We start from the raw sequence: 16,269 nt of genomic DNA, 5'->3' as shown, positions 1-16,269 counted from the left end.
TCGTTACTCCGCGCTTGCCGGGCTGGTAAACAGCGGCAAGGTCATCAATGCACAGGTGCCACGCCCCAATCGGGAGTGCAGGTGCAATTCTCCCTGATGGGCACGTGCCACCGCCTTGACTACGGTCAGGCCGAGGCCGGTACCGTTGGTCTTGGTGGTAAAAAACGGTTCGCCCATCCGTTGCAACACGACTGGGTCGATGCCGCTGCCGCTGTCACTGATGCACAGCCGCAGGTTTTGCCCGCGCGGGTAGAGATGCACCTTGAGCCGCGCATCCGCGCCGCTGGCCTGGATGGCGTTTTCAATCAGGTTGAGCAAGGCACCCACCAAGGTGTCGCGATTGCACAGCAATTCGCCGAGATGGCTATCGCACTGCCAGCGCACATTGACGTCCTGGATATGGGTGGCAGCCGCCGATTGCAGCGATTGCATCAGCTCTGCCGGCGTGACGCGGTCGGTCAGCGGCAATTCGCCACGGGCAAACACCAGCATGTCGCGCACTTGATGCTCCAACTCGTGCAGGCGCTCCTTGAGGCGCCCGGCAAATCGCTGGTGGGTGGCAGCCGGCAACTGCTCATCAGTCAAATGACTGGCGTAGATCAGCGCCGCCGACAAGGGCGTGCGGATCTGATGCGCCAAAGAAGCGACCATCCTGCCCAGTGACGACAAGCGTTCATGACGGGCCAGCTGGTCTTGCAGGTGACGGGTTTCCGTCAGGTCGTTGAGCAGCACCAACTGTCCGGGCTCGGCGTCCAGGGAGCGGGTGGCAATGGACAGGCGGCGCCCGTCTTTCAGGGAAATTTCGTGGCCGTCATCTTCACGCGGGGCAAAGCAGCGGGTGATGACTTCTCGCCACAACTCGCCTTCCAGCGGCAGGCCGAGCATGTCGCAGGCGGCCGGGTTGGCTTCGCGCACACGCCCTTGGTCGTCGATGACGATCACGCCACCGGGCAACAGGTCGAGGAGGTTTTGCAGACGGTTGGCCAGGCGCTCTTTTTCCGCCAACTCTTCCATGCGCTGGGCGCTGACCACCGCCAGCTCGCCCTTAAGCTCGGAAACCCGGGCTTCCAGCAGGCTGTAGGAGTCGGTCAGTTGGCTGGACATCTGGCTGAACAGCGAAAACGCCTGCTCCAGGCCCTGCCGGCTCTGCTGCTCTACAGATGGGGCGCCCCCCGCAAGATCGGGGGACGAAGATAGTTGGGCGGCGTGGGGCATCATGCTCTCTCGCTGGCTGACCGTCAGTTAAACGGAACGTTGCGAGGGCTGTAGCAATACCCGTGCCGAAAAAAAACTACTGGAATATCAGTAGTTTAAAAAACAGGCGTCAATCATCCGCCTGTTCGTCACCTTCTTTGCGACTCATACCGTACTTGCGCATCTTCTCCACCAGGGTGGTACGACGAATGCGCAGGCGCTCGGCGGCCCGCGCGACGATGCCATTGGCGTCGTCCAGGGCTTGCTGGATCAAGCCTTGCTCGAGGTTGCCGAGGTAATCCTTCAGGTCCAGACCTTCCGGCGGCAGCATGGCCGTGGCGCCGAAGTCCGGGGTATGGCCATTGATGGCTACGCGCTCTTCCATGTCGCTGCGCAGGCTGTCCACCAACTGCTCGTCTTCGTCGTCGACGTAGCGGAATTTTTTCGGCAACTCGACCACGCCGATCACACCGTAGGGGTGCATGATCGCCATGCGCTCGACCAGGTTGGCCAGTTCACGCACGTTGCCCGGCCAGCCGTGGCGGCACAGGGACATGATCGCAGCAGAGTTGAAGCGAATCGAACCGCGCTTTTCGTGCTCCATGCGCGAGATCAGCTCGTTCATCAGCAACGGGATATCCTCGACGCGCTCACGCAGCGGGGCCATCTCGATCGGGAAAACATTGAGGCGGTAGTACAGGTCTTCGCGGAAGCTGCCCACCTCGATCATGCTTTCGAGGTTCTTGTGGGTGGCCGCGATGATGCGTACATCGACGCTCTGGGTCTTGTTGCTGCCCACGCGCTCGAAGGTGCGCTCCTGCAACACGCGCAGCAATTTGACCTGCATCGGCAGCGGCATATCGCCGATTTCGTCGAGGAACAGAGTGCCGCCATTGGCCAGTTCGAAACGCCCGGCACGGCTGGTGATTGCGCCGGTGAAAGCGCCCTTCTCGTGGCCGAACAATTCGCTTTCAAGCAGCTCCGCCGGGATCGCCCCGCAGTTGACCGGCACGAAGGGCCCGTCGCGGCGCTTGGAATGGTAGTGCAGGTTGCGTGCGACCACTTCCTTGCCGGTGCCGGACTCACCGAGGATCAGCACGCTGGCATCGGTGTCTGCCACTTGCTGCATCATCTGGCGCACGTGCTGAATCGCACGGCTGGTACCCACCAGGCTGCGGAACAGGTTGGGTTCGCGGTGGCGGCCACGCTCACGGGCTTGGTCGTACATCTCGCGATAGACCTGGGCGCGGTGCAGGGAATCAAGCAATTTGCTGTAGCTGGGCGGCATTTCCAGGTTGGAAAGCACACGGCGGCGCTGGTCTTCCGGCAGGTCCACGGAAGAAATATCGCCCATCAGCAACACGGGAAGGAACTCATCCCAGGTTGACAGTGTCTTTAACAAGCCCAAAACAGCGCCAGGAGCGTTTACCGTCCCGATCAGCACACAAATGACTTCACGGCTCGACGACAGCGAGCTGACCACCTGCTGCCAATCATGGCTGCCGCAGGGCAAATTTTCTTCACCAAGAAAATTTAAAATCACCGCTAAATCGCGGCGACGGACGCTATCGTCATCAATCAGCAGAATTTTGGTTTCACGCCACATGCAATAGCAACTTCCCTAGTAAAACTTCCTGCCCCAAAGTGAGGGCAATCTAGACGGCTGTAAGACTTCTTACCCTATAGACGTCTGAAATCTGAAAACAGCACTAGTTAAGTCAAAAATGCTGGCACAGTCAAATATATGACGCACCGTTCGGACCAACAGAGCCCGTTCAGCCGAACAGATGGTAAACCTTCGACGCACTTTCCGCTCGATTGATCTGCGACATCTCTTCGAAAATCGCCTGGCGTTCGCCAGTCGTCACCTCAAGCAACTGCTGATAAACCGCCAGCAGGCTTTCCAGCTTTTCCCGCAAGGCATCTTCGTCAACCGGCACATTGTTGAGCGCCTCATCGATTACCGCACGGCAACCCAGATCCAGCTCACCAATGGCATCCCAGTTGCGCTCAGCCAGGGCATCGACCAAAGCGTCGCGGGTCTCGTCAATCCGTTGCAGGGCGTGGCTCATGACATCATCCTCAGGCCCAAGGGCCTACAGTGTTGCAATACCGTCCCAGCCTTCCTTGAGCGTAATCATCAGGCCGGCTACTTCGTCGATCATGGTGACATCGTTCTTGCTGTTGGCTTCCAGCAGGCGCGTAGTCATATAGGCGTACAGATTATCAAGTTGCTGCAACGCGGCCGGATCGTCGGTTTTCTCCGGGTTCAGGCCGTCACGCAAACCGATCAGAATGTCGATCGCCTTGCCCAACAGCAGGCCTTTTTGCGCGATATCACCACGAGCCATGGCGCCTTTGGCCTGAGCCATGCGATCGAGTGCGCCCTCCATCAACATCTGAACAAGACGGTGCGGGCTGGCCTCGGAGACTTGGGCATGGGAATTGACCTTCTGGTATTGGCGAAGGGCTCGCATGGGATTCATGTTTCTACCTCGTGACAGGCAACAGCTAAAAAAGATGGGCTCTGATTATTATGTCGACGGCGCCGCAAAAAACTTTAAGCCGACGGTCTGGCGAAGGGCACGCCCGAACAAGGTAATCACCTTGCCGGGCGACCTCAGTGAGGATCAACTGGTCTTCGGATTATTCAGTGCGTTAAGTGTGGTCATGACGCTGGAGCGCTGGCTGGTAAGCTGAGCGACCAGGTTGTTCATGGTGGTGTACTTGGCCGTCAGGCTCGTCTTCAACGCAGCCATACGCGCCGTCAAAGTATCCTGCTGGGTTTGCAGATCCTTGATGTTGCTCGACAGCGTCGACGAACGCGTAGCCAGAACCCCGGTACCACTCAGCGCATAGCTGTCGGTCGCGGACTTCATGCGCGCAAGCAAACCCGTGTCACCGTTAAAGATACCGCCGATGTCGGTAGGATTGGTCAGCACTGCGGCATTGAAGATCTTGTCATCGATACTCAGCTTGCCGGTTTTCTGATCCGTATTCACACCGAACTGGGCCAGGGATTTCAACGCCCCTGTCCCGCCCATTGCGTTCAGCTCAGTACGGATGGCCGACTGCAAAGTGCGCATGGTGGCATCGCCCGTCAACGCAGAAGACGTTATGGATCCGTCGGCGTTGGTGGTCACGGCGGTTTCAGTGTTGATTGCCGTCATCAACGCGTTGTAGGTGTCGACAAAGCCCTTGACCGAACTCTTGAGGGTGTCGTTGCTTCTTGCCACTGTGATGGTCGAAGCGACGCGTTGAGCCGTTGGATCGGTAACCCCGGTCGGCAACGGCGACACTGCCGTCAACTTGATGCTCACACCACTGATCGCATCGGTCAGGGTATTACTCTTTGACTCCTGAGCCGTACCGTCAATGGTGTACTTCGCGTTCTGTGGAGCGCTACCGACGACCGACGTACCGGCTTCCAGGCCAGAGTTGCCCCCCACTGTAATATCAGTACCGGCGCCAGTATTGGTCGACGTCAGCACCATACGAGAGCCGGTGGAGTCAGTCAGGATGTTGGCACTCAAGCCCGAACTGCTCAGCTGTGCGTTGATAGAGTCCCGCACCTGCTGCAAGGTGGCGCCCGGTGGCACGCTGACAGCGTAGTTCTGGCCCGACTGCGAAATCGTCAGCGACGTGGATGTGGTGCCGGTATTGACGACCGTCTTCGCACCGCCGGCGTAAGTCTGGGTCGCAATCTTCGAGGCCGTCGCCAATTGGTTGACCACCAACTGATAACTACCCGCAGAGGCACCCGCACCCAAGGTAACGCTGGAAACAGTGGCATCCGATGTGGTTGCCGTCAGGCCGCCGATACTGGCGTCCTTGGCCATGTTGTCCATGGCTCCACGAAAAGCGTCGAGCGCCGCTTGAATTTTGCCGATCGAGGACAACTGGGCAGTCGACGTCTGCGTCTGCTTATTGATCTGCGACTGCTTGGGTGCCTGTTCCGCGTTCACCAACGCCGTCACGATAGCTTGGGTATCGATGTTCGTAACTGGGCCGCTAACCGATATATCACCCATGACTGTTCTCCTGATCCGGGGGCTGGCGCTTTCTTGACGGACGACGCCTCAAGCAGCAACAGCAACAAAATTCATGCCAGCTCAGACTTTCGCGTCAAACAGCACGCTACTGGCGTCGTGAAGGCTTTGCGCGAGCTTCAATGCGGCTTCCGAAGGGATCTGACGGATCACTTCACCGCTGTCGGTCGCAATGACTTTGACCACCACTTGATGGGTAGAGTCGTCGATTGAAAATTCCAGGTTGCGCTGGGCATCCTGAACAAATTTGCGAATATCCGCCACCGCCTGTTTAAGGTCGGACGGTTTCGAGTCCTGCTGGGTTTCGACCGCGGCAACCGCAGGCTTGACCTTGGTTGTCTGCGAGTCGTTGCTCACAGGGGCAGGCGCGCTCTGCGGCGGCGCCGCAGGATAAGACAGGTTCAACTTGACGCTCATGTCCATGTCCAGTCACCTCATCACGCAAAAGACAAAAGGGCACGTAAACGCGCCCTTCCGTCAGTCATCTACCCATGGCTATTACTGAAGCAGCTTCAGTACAGCGGAAGGCAGTTGGTTGGCCTGGGACAGGATCGCAGTGGAAGCCTGTTGCAGGGTTTGTTGCTTGGTCAGCTGAGCGGTTTCAGCAGCGTAGTCAACGTCCTGGATCTGACCGCGAGCGGCGGTGGAGTTGTCTGCAATGCTCTGCAGGTTGGCAACGGTGTTGTCGAAACGGTTTTGTACAGCACCAAGGCCGGCACGCTGGGAGTCGATGTCCGAGATCGCCTGGGTGATCACGTCGATCGCGTTTTGCGCGTTGGCAGCGGTAGTAACGTCGGTGTTGTTGACGGTGGTTTTGGTGGAGTTGGCAGCGGTAGCAGCACCGGCAGCGAACACACCGGCTACACCCGCGCCGTTCAGCGCGTAGCTGCTGGAGGAGTTCAGCGAAACAGCACCGGTAGCAATGATAGCGGTGGCGGCCAGTGCAGTAGCAGTACCGTAGGTACCGGTGCCGTCTTTGGTTGCAACCGAGATACCAGCAGCACCGGCGTCACCAGCGTTGAAGGTCAGGTTCTCACCGGTGTCGGACTTGACCGACAGAGCGTTGGTCGCCGAATCGTAGTTAACGCTGATGCCCAGCTTGGCAGCGTTGGACTTCAGTTGGTCAGCCAGGTCGGACGTTTTGGTCACGCCAGTGAACTGAACGGCTGCACCGCTGCCCACTTGCAGGGTGAAGTTAGCGTTCGGAGGAGTAGCCGCAGCAATGGTAGCCGCGTTCACGGTGAACTGAGCTTCGGTGCTGGCGGTAGCAGCCAGGCCGCCGACGGCGCCGTTCATTTGAGCAGCGATCTGCTTGGCGGAAGCGCCAGCTGCCAGGGTAACGGTTGCAGACTGGCCACCACCGGTAACGGTGATAGCACCACCGGCGATACCGGTTGCGGACGGCGTCTGGGCCTGGGTTTTCAGCTGTTGCGAACCGATGTTGTTGGCCGCTACGTTACCGATGCTCATGTCGATGGTCTGGTTGGCGTTGGCGCCGACCTGGAACGACGTGGTACCAAAAGAACCGTCCAGCAGGTTCTTGCCACCGAAGGTGGTGGTGGTTGCAATACGGGTCAATTCAGCAGTCAGAGCGGCGTATTGAGCCTGGTTCGACTTACGGTCTTCAGCACTTGGCGAGCCGTTGGCGGATTGCAGAGCCAGGGTACGCATGCTTTGCAGGATGTTGGTGGACTGCTGCATCGCGCCTTCAGCGGTCTGGGCAATCGAGCTACCGTCGTTGGCGTTTTTGATCGCAACGCCCAGGCCGTTGATCTGGCTGGTCAGACGGTTGGAGATTTGCAGGCCGGCCGCATCGTCTTTGGCGCTGTTGATACGCAGACCGGAGGACAGACGCTGCATGGAAGTTTGCAGAGCGCCGGAAGCCCTGTTCAGGTTGTTCTGAACGGTCAAGGAAGCAAGGTTAGTGTTTACTGTTAAAGCCATGACGAAATCCTCGTGGGTGGTGTACTGCGGCTTCCGGCCCTGGCAACCGCCGGGTGTGGCCTAGAGAACCTTCGTAATAGTTATCGTCGTGAAAGCAAGTTGCTTGAGGACTTTTTTGATTTTTTTTACTAGCACGATGCCACCCTTTGCAATTCAAGCAGTTACGATAGCTCAACCCCCCGCATTTGCTGGGTTTTCTGGCGCCAAATAAAAAACGCCCAGGTTCTTTCGAGCCTGGGCGTCTTTTTGTGCAGTGCTATCAGAGCATCACGAACGATAGAGAATCGCCGAACCCCACGACAACCCCACTCCAAAGCCGCTGATGGCGACACGCTTCCAGCTGCCGTCCAGCATGTGCTTTTCCAGCAACAGCGGAATGCTCGACGACACGGTGTTGCCGGTCTCGACCATGTCCTTGATGAACTTCTCAACCGGTGCATCTTCGAAACGCCGGGCCACCGCGTCGACAATCGCCGCACTGCCCTGGTGAATGCAGAAGGCATCGATTTCGTCAGCTGCAAGCTTCGACTCGTCGAGCAACTCGTGCAAATGCGCCGGCACCTTGAGCAAGGCAAAGTTGAACACCTGGCGACCATTCATGAAGAACACGCCGTCGCTGACCTTCAGGTGTGGCGCACCGGAGCCATCGGTGCCGAACTTCGACTTGCCCAGTAACCACGGTGCATCCTCGCCCATCCAGGTGGCGGTGGCAGCATCGCCAAAGAGCATGGTGGTGTTGCGGTCTTCCGGGTCGACGATCTTCGAATACGGGTCGGCGGTGATCAGCAGGCCGTTTTTCAGGCCAGTGGCTTCCATGAAGCCCTTCATCGCATAGATACCGTAGACGTAGCCGGAGCAGCCCAGGGAGATATCGAACGCGGCCACATGGGTCGGCAGGCCCAATTTGTCCTGGACGATGGCGGCCGTGTGCGGCAAGCCTTCCTCGTCGCCGTTCTGGGTCACGACGATCAGCGCGTCGATGGATTCGCGCTTCAACTGCGGGTTGTTGGCAAACAGAGCGTTGACCGCCTCGACGCACAGGTCGGAGGTTTCCTGCGCAACATCCTTGCGCGGCAGGAACGCCGAACCGATCTTGCCAATGATGAAATCTTCATCCTTGGCGAATTTGGCGCCCTGGGCGTAGTTATCCACCCCGTCTGCCGGCACGTAACTGGCGATGCTTTTTATGCCAATCATTGTGGCTTCCCAATACTAAATAGCTGGAGAACACCCCAGGAACTGCGCCCGGAGTGCTGACAATAAAGGGGAAAACCCCGTAAAAAACTCGCTGAAAGCCGCCTCGCAAGGACCCTGTGACGACTTATCCTTTTCACACGATACAGTGAAGATGCGCTTAATGACTCACAGGTCACTCAATTTTGTTCGCTTTGTGCAAAACCGCGCAACGTTCCTGACACCCGAAACGACAACGGCCCACCCTGTTGCCAGGGTGGGCCGTTGGTCTGGACGCCGATTACATGCGGCTGAACAGGCTCAACTGCGAGATTTTCACGAAGGCCAGCTGCGAGGCTTGCAACATGGTCTGCTGCAAGGTCAGGTCAATGGCCGCCTGCCCCATGTCCACGTTCGCCAGTGACGACATGGTGGTGGTGTTGGCCAGGCCCAGGCTGGTGTTTTCCTGGCTCTGGATATCCAGGGCATTGTTACGCGCACCGATGGAGCCACGTACCTGGTCGATCTGCGCGGTCGCATTCGCCAGGTTGGCGATGCTGGTATTGACCACGTCCTTGAGCTGATTCATCGCCACCTGGCTGCCATCCGACGGCGTTTCCAGGGCCTTGCGCAACTGGCCCAGGGTATCCAGGGCATTCATGTTCTTGTTACTGGTGGCGCCGACCGAAAACTGGTCGCCGGCACCCGGCGTGCCACTGATGCCGAAGGTCACCCCGGCCGTGGTGACCGAAGTGGCGCCGGCGGCGATGGTGCCGCTGGCAATGGCCTTGCTGTCAGTGCTGTAAGGCTGGGCGAACACCTGGTAATCGGTACCACTGGTGAACTTGATCACCGCACCCGAGTTGGGAAAGGTGCTGGCATACGCCGCCTGGTCCGTCACACTGCCGCCGGTCAGCTGCGCCGTGGACGGGTTGCTGGCCGTGCGCGAGACACTGAACGTATCCGGCTTGCTTTCCAGGGTGAACACCTTGCCCGCTACCAGCGCATCCGAAGCGGCACCGGGCGCGACACTCGCCCCCAGGTTCAGCGAGATGTCGAACTTGACCCCACGCAGGTTGACGCTGGAAGCGCCCTCCTTGGTGGCGTCAAACGTGCCGTTACCGGGGATCTCGGACGTCACGTCGTTACCGTCCTTGTCGGTCACGCTGTATTGAGTGCTGCTGGCGAAGGTCAGCTTATACGGCTGGCCGTCGGCAAAGTTCTTGATGTAATTGGTGCTGGAGGTGACCAGGCCTGCCGAAATCGCCACCTTGCCGTCATTGACCGCCGGCGGCAACAACGTGGTCTGGGTACGACCGGTGTTGGACGAACTTTCGAGCAGGGCCTTGCCGGTATCGCCCATGGCGATCGACAGGTTGCTCGATACCTGCAGGCTCAGCGGCGTCTCATCACCCTGGTAGGTGTAGGTGCCGTCGTTGTTGCGTATATAGGGCGGCGTGTCGGTCTTGGACCCGGAGAACATGTAGTTGCCACTGGAGTCCTTGCTGTTGAGCAGGCCCAGCACGTGATCTTCAAGCGCGCCGACCTTGCTGGCCAGCGCCTTGCGGTCGTCATCGCTGAGGCGCTGGTTACCGGCCTGCAACGCCAGCTCACTGGCCGACTGCAACGCAAGGTTGATGCTCTGCAGTACCGTTTCTTCGTTACCGAGCGAGTTCTGCAAGGTGGTGATGTTGCCGTTGAACTGGCCCAGCATGTCCTTCTGCTGCTGCAACATCAGCAATTGGGCGGCCGCCACCGGATCATCCGAGGCAGTTTGCACCCGAATACCGGAACTGGCCTGGTCCTGAGCCTTCACCACGCCCGAATAGTTATCCTGGTACTTGCTGGAGCTGGTGTCGAAATACTGCTGTGTAGAGATACGCATCGTTCCAGACTCCTTTAAAGGGCGTTGATCAGCGTGCTGAAGGTTTCTTGCGCGGCCTTGATGATCTGCGACGACGCGGTGTAGTACTGCTGGAACTTGATCATGTCGCCCGCCTCCTCGTCCAGGTTGACCTGGGACACCGAGTTGCTGGCCGCCTTGTTCGCCGCCAGCAAGGCGCCGGTGGCGGTGGTGTCGGTGTTGGCCTGGGCGGCCTTGGAGCCCACCTGGGACACCAGCCGGCTATTGGCGCTGACCAGGCTCACGCCCGCGTTGCCATCCACCGCACCGACCGTCGCCTTGGTCTGCAAACCCAACAACTCCTGAGCGTTGCGACCATCGGAGGTGGCGCCGCTGTTGAAAGAAAAGGTCGTGCTGTCGCCATTGGCCGGCGTGCCGGCCACCGTGGTATCGAAGTTGAAGCTCTTGCCCGGAATCAGCGCCCCGGTGGCATCGCGCATGGGCACATTGATGCTGATCTTGTTGCCCTGGCCCGGGATGATGCTGCCGGTGCCGATCGGGTTGCCTTGTGCATCGCTGACGGTATATGGCTGGGTACCGTCCGCCGCCGGCTTGCCGAAGACCATCTTCACCGGCATCGAGTTTTCGATCCCGGTGCGCAATTGCGCGGTCGCGGCACCACCGTTGATATCAATGGGCACGGTCAAGGTAGGCGGTGTGAACGTGCCGGCGCCAGTGTTGGTCTTGCTGGCATTACCAGCCAAGGGTGCCGCAAACGCGAGCTTGTTCGGATCCTTGAGTTGGACGCCGATATTACTGGCCCCCGTGGCCGTCGGGCTGACTTTGAAACTGTCACCGGCCGCTACGGGACCGGCGCCGTTCAACGCCAGGGTAAAACCATCAATCACCGGCGGCGGCGTGGTCGTGGTGTCGAACGAGCCCATCGCCTTGCCGTCCGAACGCACCACGTTGTACAGGTTGCCGCTGGTGAAGGTGACCTTGTAGTCGAAGGTCGACAGCTTGCTGGTGTCGGTAATCGTCACATTCAGATTGCCGGAGCCTGCACTGTTACCCGCAGCCGCCTGGCTGCGCTGGGCAATGGTGGCCGCAGTGTTGATATCACTGAACAGCGAGGAGCCGAAATCACTGTTCAGGTCCAGGCCCTGCCCCAACTGGGCGTTGACGCTGTCGGCGGTAGCAATGGCGATGCGTCCCAAATCGTTGATGGCCGGCATCAGCACATCACCGCGATAGCGCAACAGGCCACCGATGCTGCCGCCGGAAATCACCGAGCCGATGTCCATCTTCGTATCGCCCATGTTGAGCTGGATGGTGTACTGGCTGTTATCGGTCTTGCTCGGCACCGCTGAAATGGTATTGGCGATATTGCCCTCTACCAGCGACTGTCCGGTGCCGGTGGTGATACTGAACTGGCCGTTCTTCTCGGTAGCAGTGACGCCAATCAGCTCATTGAGCGAACGCACCGCCTCGTTACGCGCATCCAGCAGGTTGGCCGGCGCACTGGTCGATGATCCCTGGGCGGTTGTGATCTGGTTGTTGAGCGAGGCGATCGACGACGTCAGCTTGTTGACCTGATCACTCAGCGTACCCAGTTGGCTGTTGATGCCTTCTTTCTGCTGGGTCAACTGTGTGGAAATCGAGTTGAAGCGGTTGCTCAAGGTCTGCGCGCTGGTCACCAACAGTTGCCGCGCGGAAACATCGCTCGGCGTGGCGGCGGCGGTTTGCAGGGATGAAAAGAATGCACTGAGCGCAGCGGACATACCCGTGGATTTGTCCGACAGGGTTTTGTCGATCGCCGCGGCCTGGCCCGCGTACGCGGTGGCATCGCTGTTGAGCGCGGTACTGCTCTGGTAGGCGGCTCCCAGAAAATCGTTATAAATGCGGCGCACGTCCGCCAGGGTCGTACCGCTGCCGATGAACACCCCACCGTACTGGTTGTTGGCGCTGGCGTTCTGGGTGGTCTGCTGGCGCGAGTATCCCGGAGTATTGACGTTGGCAATGTTGTTACTCAGGACCGACAACGATCCTTGAGAGGCGTTAAGCCCTGACATCCCGATACTGAGCAAACTCATGATTCAGACCTTATAAATGTGTGGTCGCGCCCGCGGCAGCGTAATTCTGGTAACTGTTCATCGTTTTAGCGATCTGCGAAATCTTGCTGGCGTAGTCCGGGTCGGTTGCATATCCGGCTTTTTGCAACTCGCGTACAAACCGCTCCGGGTTGTCGGCTGATTTCACAACTTCTTTATAGCGATCATTGCTTTGCAGCAATGTCACGAGATCATGGAAGCTGTCCTGGTAGGAGTTATAGGAACGGAACTGCGCCGTTTCCTTGACCATCGCGCCATTGCGAAACTCACTGGTGATCGCGCGTGCCTGGCCACCCTGCCAACTCTGGCCGGCCTTGATACCGAACAGGTTATGGCTGCTGCTGCCGTCTTCGGCGCGCATCACCGATTTACCCCAACCGGTTTCCAGGGCGGCTTGCGCCACCAGGTACTTCGGATCGATACCGATACGCGCCGCCGCCGCCTTGGCCATCGGCAACATGGTGGCGACGAACTCATCCTGCGAACTGAAGGCTTTCTTCGCCGGCGCCAGTGGCGGCTGGGCGATGGCACGGCCATACACCTGCATGCGCCCGCTCGGTACGGCGAAGCTATGGGCGGCACTGTTGACCACGTTGTCATCGGCAGCGCTGTTGCGCAGCGGCGCAGTCTTGGCGACGGTGGCGACCTCCGTACTCGGCACGATGCCCGCCAGCAGGCGATCGGTCAGCTTGCTCGGCAAGGCAATACGGCGCTGGTTCATCAGTTCCATATCATTGGCGTGGGCATTGCTGCCTTCCGGCACCGCCACACGGTAAGCCCACAAAGGACGCTGGCCGTTGGAACGACCCAATGGGCCTTCGGCTTGCGTGCCTGCGGCAATTTCAGTCGGCACATCGACTTTCTTGACCGGCGCATCCGCTGCCGGGCCTTGCAAGGTGGCCGCCTGGGCGTCCACCGGTTTGTTCTTCTGCATCTGACGCATGAGCACGTCGGCCAGGCCGATACCGCCACCTTCGCGCGACAGCGAGACCGCCAGTTGCTGGTCGTACATTTCCTGATACTGCTTGGCGGCCGGGGTGTTCATCGGGTTGTCCTTGCCCAGGGCGTCGGTGGCCGAGCGCATGGACTTGAGCATCTCGTTCAAGAACAGCGACTCGAACTCCTGCGCGACTTTGCGCATGTTGCCGTCGCTGTTCTTATCGCCCACCTTGAGCTGGTTAAGCCGGTTCAGGTCGGAGTAAGCCCCCGAATCCGCCGTGCTGCTGATCCCACTCTTGCGCATATCCATGGCCATGGCCTCAGATCACTATCAGGTCGGCTTGCAGGGCGCCGGCCTGTTTCAGAGCTTCAAGGATTGCCATCAAGTCGCCGGGCGCTGCGCCCACCTGGTTCACCGCACGGACAATCTCGTCCAGGGTGGTGCCGGGGCCGAATTTGAACATCGGCTTGGCTTCTTGCTGGGCATTGACCCGAGAACGGGGCACCACCGCCGTCTGGCCATTGGACAATGGCCCAGGCTGGCTGACGATCGGGTCTTCGGTGATGGTCACGGTCAGGCTGCCATGGGTCACCGCCGCCGGCGACACCTTGACGTTCTGACCGATCACGATGGTGCCGGTACGCGAGTTGATGATGACTTTGGCCACCGCCTGGCCCGGGTCGACTTCCAGGTTTTCCAGGATCGACAGGTAATCCACGCGCTGGCTCGGGTCCAGCGGCGCGGTCACACGGATCGAACCACCGTCGATGGCCTGGGCCACGCCAGGGCCGAGCATGTCGTTGATCTTGTCGACTACGCGCTTGGCCGTGGTGAAGTCGGAGCGGTTGAGGTTCAGGGTCAGGCTGTTGCCCTGGTTGAAGCCGCTCGGCACGGTACGTTCCACCGTGGCGCCGCCAGGGATGCGCCCGGCCGACGGCACGTTGACGGTGATCTTGGAGCCGTCGCGGCCCTCGGCGTCAAAGCCGCCCACCACCAGGTTGCCCTGGGCGATGGCGTAGACGTTGCCATCGATACCCTTGAGCGGCGTCATCAGCAAAGTGCCGCCGCGCAGGCTTTTCGAGTTACCGATGGACGATACGGTAATGTCGACCACCTGCCCCGGCTTGGAAAACGCCGGCAGGTCGGCGCTGATGGACACCGCCGCCACGTTCTTCAATTGCACGTTGCCCGAGCCCGGCGGCACCTTGATGCCGAACTGCGAGAGCATGTTGTTGAAGGTCTGCAGGGTGAACGGCGTCTGGGTGGTCTGGTCACCCGTGCCATTAAGCCCGACCACCAGGCCGTAACCGATCAACTGGTTGGAGCGCACGCCGGAGATACTGGCGATGTCTTTCAGGCGCTCGGCCTGGGCGACTGCGCTCAGGGACAGCAACAGTGCCGCCGCCATCAGCTGTTTGAGTTTCACAATGACCACCTAGAAAGGGAACAGCGGGCTAAGGAAGAAACGGTCGAACCAGCCCGGCTGACTCGCATCGGCAAACGAACCCGTGCCCGAGTAGGTAATGCGCGCATCGGCAATCCGCGTCGACGACACGGTGTTGTCGGTGGAAATATCATCGGCCCGCACCATGCCCGCAATACGCACCAGCTCGTCACCGGTGTTGAGGGTCATCCATTTCTCGCCGCGTATGGCGATGATGCCGTTGGGCAATACGTCGGCCACGGTCACAGTGATCGAACCGGTCAAGCTGTTGCCCTGCCCCGCCGCACTCTTGCCGTTGGTAGCGCGGTCACCGGAATAACCGGCGTTCAGGCTCAGGTCACCGCTGCCCAGTGGGTTGTTGGTATTGGGCACACCCCCGAACAACGAGGTCAGGCCGATGCTGGTCTTGCTGGTCTTGCCGACCTGCGAGTTGGCGTTCTTGCTGGCCTGGGTCTTCTCGTTCAGGGTGATGGTGATGATGTCCCCCACCCGGAATGCCTTGCGGTCGCTGTACAGGTTCTGTTCAAAACCGGCCTGGTAGATCGAGCCATTGTTGGCCGCCGCCGGCAACGGTGTACGAGGCAACACCGGCGCGTAGTACGGGTCATTGGGTTTCGGCGTCGGGGCGACACAGCCCGCGAGCACGGCGATCCCACTCAATGCCAGAACAGAAACATAGCGATTCATGACCCTTACCTCACGGTGTTGCAGGCGCCCTCAAGAGCGCCCCATAGACTTGATTACAGATTCTGCGTGACGAACGAGAGCATCTGGTCGGCAGTGGAAATCACCTTGGAGTTCATCTCGTAGGCGCGCTGGGTGGTGATCATGTTGACCATCTCCTCAACCGTGCTGACGTTGGAGGTTTCCAGAGTGCTTTGCAGGGTGGTACCAAAACCGTTCAGGCCCGGGGTGCCGATTTGCGGCGCGCCGCTGGAAGCGGTTTCCAGGAACAGGTTGTTACCCATGGCTTGCAAGCCGGCGGGGTTGATGAAGTCCGCGGTTTGCAGGTTGCCGATCACTTGCGACGCCGGGTTACCGGCCACGGTGATGGACACGGTGCCGTCGTTGCCCACGGTGAAGGTCTTGGCGTTGGCAGGAACCACCACGGCCGGCTCCAGGGCGAAACCGTTGGCGGTGACGATCTGGCCGTTGGAATCGAGGTGGAACGTACCATCACGGGTGTACGACGTAGTGCCGTCCGGCTGCAGGATCTGGAAGAACCCCCGGCCATTGATGGCCATATCCAGTGGCTGACCGGTTTGTTGCAGGTTACCGGCATTGAAGTTCTTCTGGGTGCCGACGATCTGCACACCGGTACCCAATTGCAGGCCCGACGGCAGCTCGCTGTCCTGGGTCGATTGAGCACCTGGCTGGCGCTTGATCTGGTAGAGCAAGTCCTGGAACTCGGCGCGATCACGCTTGAAACCCGTGGTCGACACGTTGGCCAGGTTGTTGGAAATGGTGGTCAGGTTGGTGTCCTGGGCGGACAGGCCTGTCTTGGCAACCCATAGAGCCGGAAGCATGTTGTTCTCCTTCGTGCGCCTGTTTGTTGGCGCCGCGTTGCAAAA

14 protein-coding genes are annotated in these 16,269 nt (G+C 59.6%); all 14 read right to left on the bottom strand.

Features of this window, described 5'->3' with window-relative positions:
- Positions 1-3 precede the first annotated feature (3 nt).
- The 14 genes from MJP36_RS11005 to flgG all read right to left on the bottom strand — a co-directional run bounded on the left by MJP36_RS11005 (position 4) and on the right by flgG (position 16,224).
- A complete protein-coding gene (locus MJP36_RS11005) occupies positions 4-1,215 on the bottom strand; it encodes a sensor histidine kinase (protein ID WP_161549169.1) in 1,212 nt (403 codons plus the stop codon).
- A gap of 109 nt (positions 1,216-1,324) precedes the next feature.
- Positions 1,325-2,800, bottom strand: coding sequence for a sigma-54 dependent transcriptional regulator (locus MJP36_RS11000; RefSeq protein ID WP_060756043.1), 1,476 nt, complete (start codon positions 2,798-2,800; stop codon positions 1,325-1,327).
- Positions 2,801-2,969: 169 nt separating this feature from the next.
- Positions 2,970-3,266 (bottom strand): flagellar protein FliT, encoded by a 297-nt coding sequence (gene fliT, locus MJP36_RS10995; RefSeq protein ID WP_060756044.1) that lies wholly within the window; start codon positions 3,264-3,266, stop codon positions 2,970-2,972.
- A gap of 24 nt (positions 3,267-3,290) precedes the next feature.
- Positions 3,291-3,680: a flagellar export chaperone FliS gene (fliS, locus tag MJP36_RS10990; RefSeq protein WP_104994430.1), complete on the bottom strand. Its 390-nt coding sequence runs from the start codon at positions 3,678-3,680 to the stop codon at positions 3,291-3,293.
- 144 nt (positions 3,681-3,824) lie between these two features.
- Complete coding sequence (fliD, locus tag MJP36_RS10985) at positions 3,825-5,225, bottom strand: flagellar filament capping protein FliD (RefSeq protein ID WP_244385356.1); 1,401 nt, start codon at positions 5,223-5,225, stop codon at positions 3,825-3,827.
- Positions 5,226-5,306: 81 nt separating this feature from the next.
- The gene (locus MJP36_RS10980) at positions 5,307-5,666 is read right to left on the bottom strand and encodes a flagellar protein FlaG (protein ID WP_060756047.1); all 360 of its coding nucleotides are present in this window, start codon (positions 5,664-5,666) and stop codon (positions 5,307-5,309) included.
- A gap of 75 nt (positions 5,667-5,741) precedes the next feature.
- Positions 5,742-7,187 (bottom strand): flagellin N-terminal helical domain-containing protein, encoded by a 1,446-nt coding sequence (locus MJP36_RS10975; protein ID WP_244385355.1) that lies wholly within the window; start codon positions 7,185-7,187, stop codon positions 5,742-5,744.
- Positions 7,188-7,454: 267 nt separating this feature from the next.
- Complete coding sequence (locus MJP36_RS10970) at positions 7,455-8,384, bottom strand: ketoacyl-ACP synthase III (RefSeq protein WP_060756049.1); 930 nt, start codon at positions 8,382-8,384, stop codon at positions 7,455-7,457.
- Between the two features lie 277 nt (positions 8,385-8,661).
- Positions 8,662-10,245 carry a flagellar hook-associated protein 3 gene (locus MJP36_RS10965; RefSeq protein ID WP_090369509.1) on the bottom strand — a complete coding sequence of 528 codons (1,584 nt, stop codon included), beginning with the start codon at positions 10,243-10,245 and terminating at the stop codon, positions 8,662-8,664.
- Between the two features lie 14 nt (positions 10,246-10,259).
- Entirely contained in the window at positions 10,260-12,296 is a 2,037-nt protein-coding gene (flgK, locus tag MJP36_RS10960) for a flagellar hook-associated protein FlgK (RefSeq protein ID WP_244385354.1), read from the bottom strand.
- Positions 12,297-12,306: 10 nt separating this feature from the next.
- Positions 12,307-13,569, bottom strand: coding sequence for a flagellar assembly peptidoglycan hydrolase FlgJ (flgJ, locus tag MJP36_RS10955; protein ID WP_244385353.1), 1,263 nt, complete (start codon positions 13,567-13,569; stop codon positions 12,307-12,309).
- A gap of 4 nt (positions 13,570-13,573) precedes the next feature.
- The gene (locus tag MJP36_RS10950) at positions 13,574-14,683 is read right to left on the bottom strand and encodes a flagellar basal body P-ring protein FlgI (protein ID WP_161549168.1); all 1,110 of its coding nucleotides are present in this window, start codon (positions 14,681-14,683) and stop codon (positions 13,574-13,576) included.
- A 6-nt stretch (positions 14,684-14,689) separates the two neighbouring features.
- Complete coding sequence (gene flgH / locus MJP36_RS10945; protein ID WP_060756053.1) at positions 14,690-15,385, bottom strand: flagellar basal body L-ring protein FlgH; 696 nt, start codon at positions 15,383-15,385, stop codon at positions 14,690-14,692.
- A gap of 53 nt (positions 15,386-15,438) precedes the next feature.
- On the bottom strand, positions 15,439-16,224 hold the full coding sequence (gene flgG / locus MJP36_RS10940; protein WP_060756054.1) for a flagellar basal-body rod protein FlgG: 786 nt from the start codon (positions 16,222-16,224) through the stop codon (positions 15,439-15,441).
- Between the last annotated feature and the right edge of the window lie 45 nt (positions 16,225-16,269).

The sequence above is a fragment of the Pseudomonas palleroniana genome (assembly GCF_022836895.1).
Classification (GTDB): Bacteria; Pseudomonadota; Gammaproteobacteria; order Pseudomonadales; family Pseudomonadaceae; genus Aquipseudomonas; species Aquipseudomonas palleroniana.
This window is presented reverse-complemented; position numbering and strand designations above follow the sequence as displayed.

What these genes read in the sequence shown, in the direction of transcription:
- MJP36_RS10965 (WP_090369509.1), bottom strand. Translation starts at nt 10,245, where the DNA reads ATGCGTATCTCTACACAGCAGTATTTCGACACCAGCTCCAGCAAGTAC.
- MJP36_RS10970 (WP_060756049.1), bottom strand. Translation starts at nt 8,384, where the DNA reads ATGATTGGCATAAAAAGCATCGCCAGTTACGTGCCGGCAGACGGGGTG.
- flgK (WP_244385354.1), bottom strand. Translation starts at nt 12,296, where the DNA reads ATGAGTTTGCTCAGTATCGGGATGTCAGGGCTTAACGCCTCTCAAGGA.
- flgG (WP_060756054.1), bottom strand. Translation starts at nt 16,224, where the DNA reads ATGCTTCCGGCTCTATGGGTTGCCAAGACAGGCCTGTCCGCCCAGGAC.
- fliS (WP_104994430.1), bottom strand. Translation starts at nt 3,680, where the DNA reads ATGAATCCCATGCGAGCCCTTCGCCAATACCAGAAGGTCAATTCCCAT.
- MJP36_RS11000 (WP_060756043.1), bottom strand. Translation starts at nt 2,800, where the DNA reads ATGTGGCGTGAAACCAAAATTCTGCTGATTGATGACGATAGCGTCCGT.
- MJP36_RS11005 (WP_161549169.1), bottom strand. Translation starts at nt 1,215, where the DNA reads ATGCCCCACGCCGCCCAACTATCTTCGTCCCCCGATCTTGCGGGGGGC.
- fliD (WP_244385356.1), bottom strand. Translation starts at nt 5,225, where the DNA reads ATGGGTGATATATCGGTTAGCGGCCCAGTTACGAACATCGATACCCAA.
- MJP36_RS10975 (WP_244385355.1), bottom strand. Translation starts at nt 7,187, where the DNA reads ATGGCTTTAACAGTAAACACTAACCTTGCTTCCTTGACCGTTCAGAAC.
- MJP36_RS10980 (WP_060756047.1), bottom strand. Translation starts at nt 5,666, where the DNA reads ATGGACATGAGCGTCAAGTTGAACCTGTCTTATCCTGCGGCGCCGCCG.
- flgH (WP_060756053.1), bottom strand. Translation starts at nt 15,385, where the DNA reads ATGAATCGCTATGTTTCTGTTCTGGCATTGAGTGGGATCGCCGTGCTC.
- fliT (WP_060756044.1), bottom strand. Translation starts at nt 3,266, where the DNA reads ATGAGCCACGCCCTGCAACGGATTGACGAGACCCGCGACGCTTTGGTC.
- flgJ (WP_244385353.1), bottom strand. Translation starts at nt 13,569, where the DNA reads ATGGCCATGGATATGCGCAAGAGTGGGATCAGCAGCACGGCGGATTCG.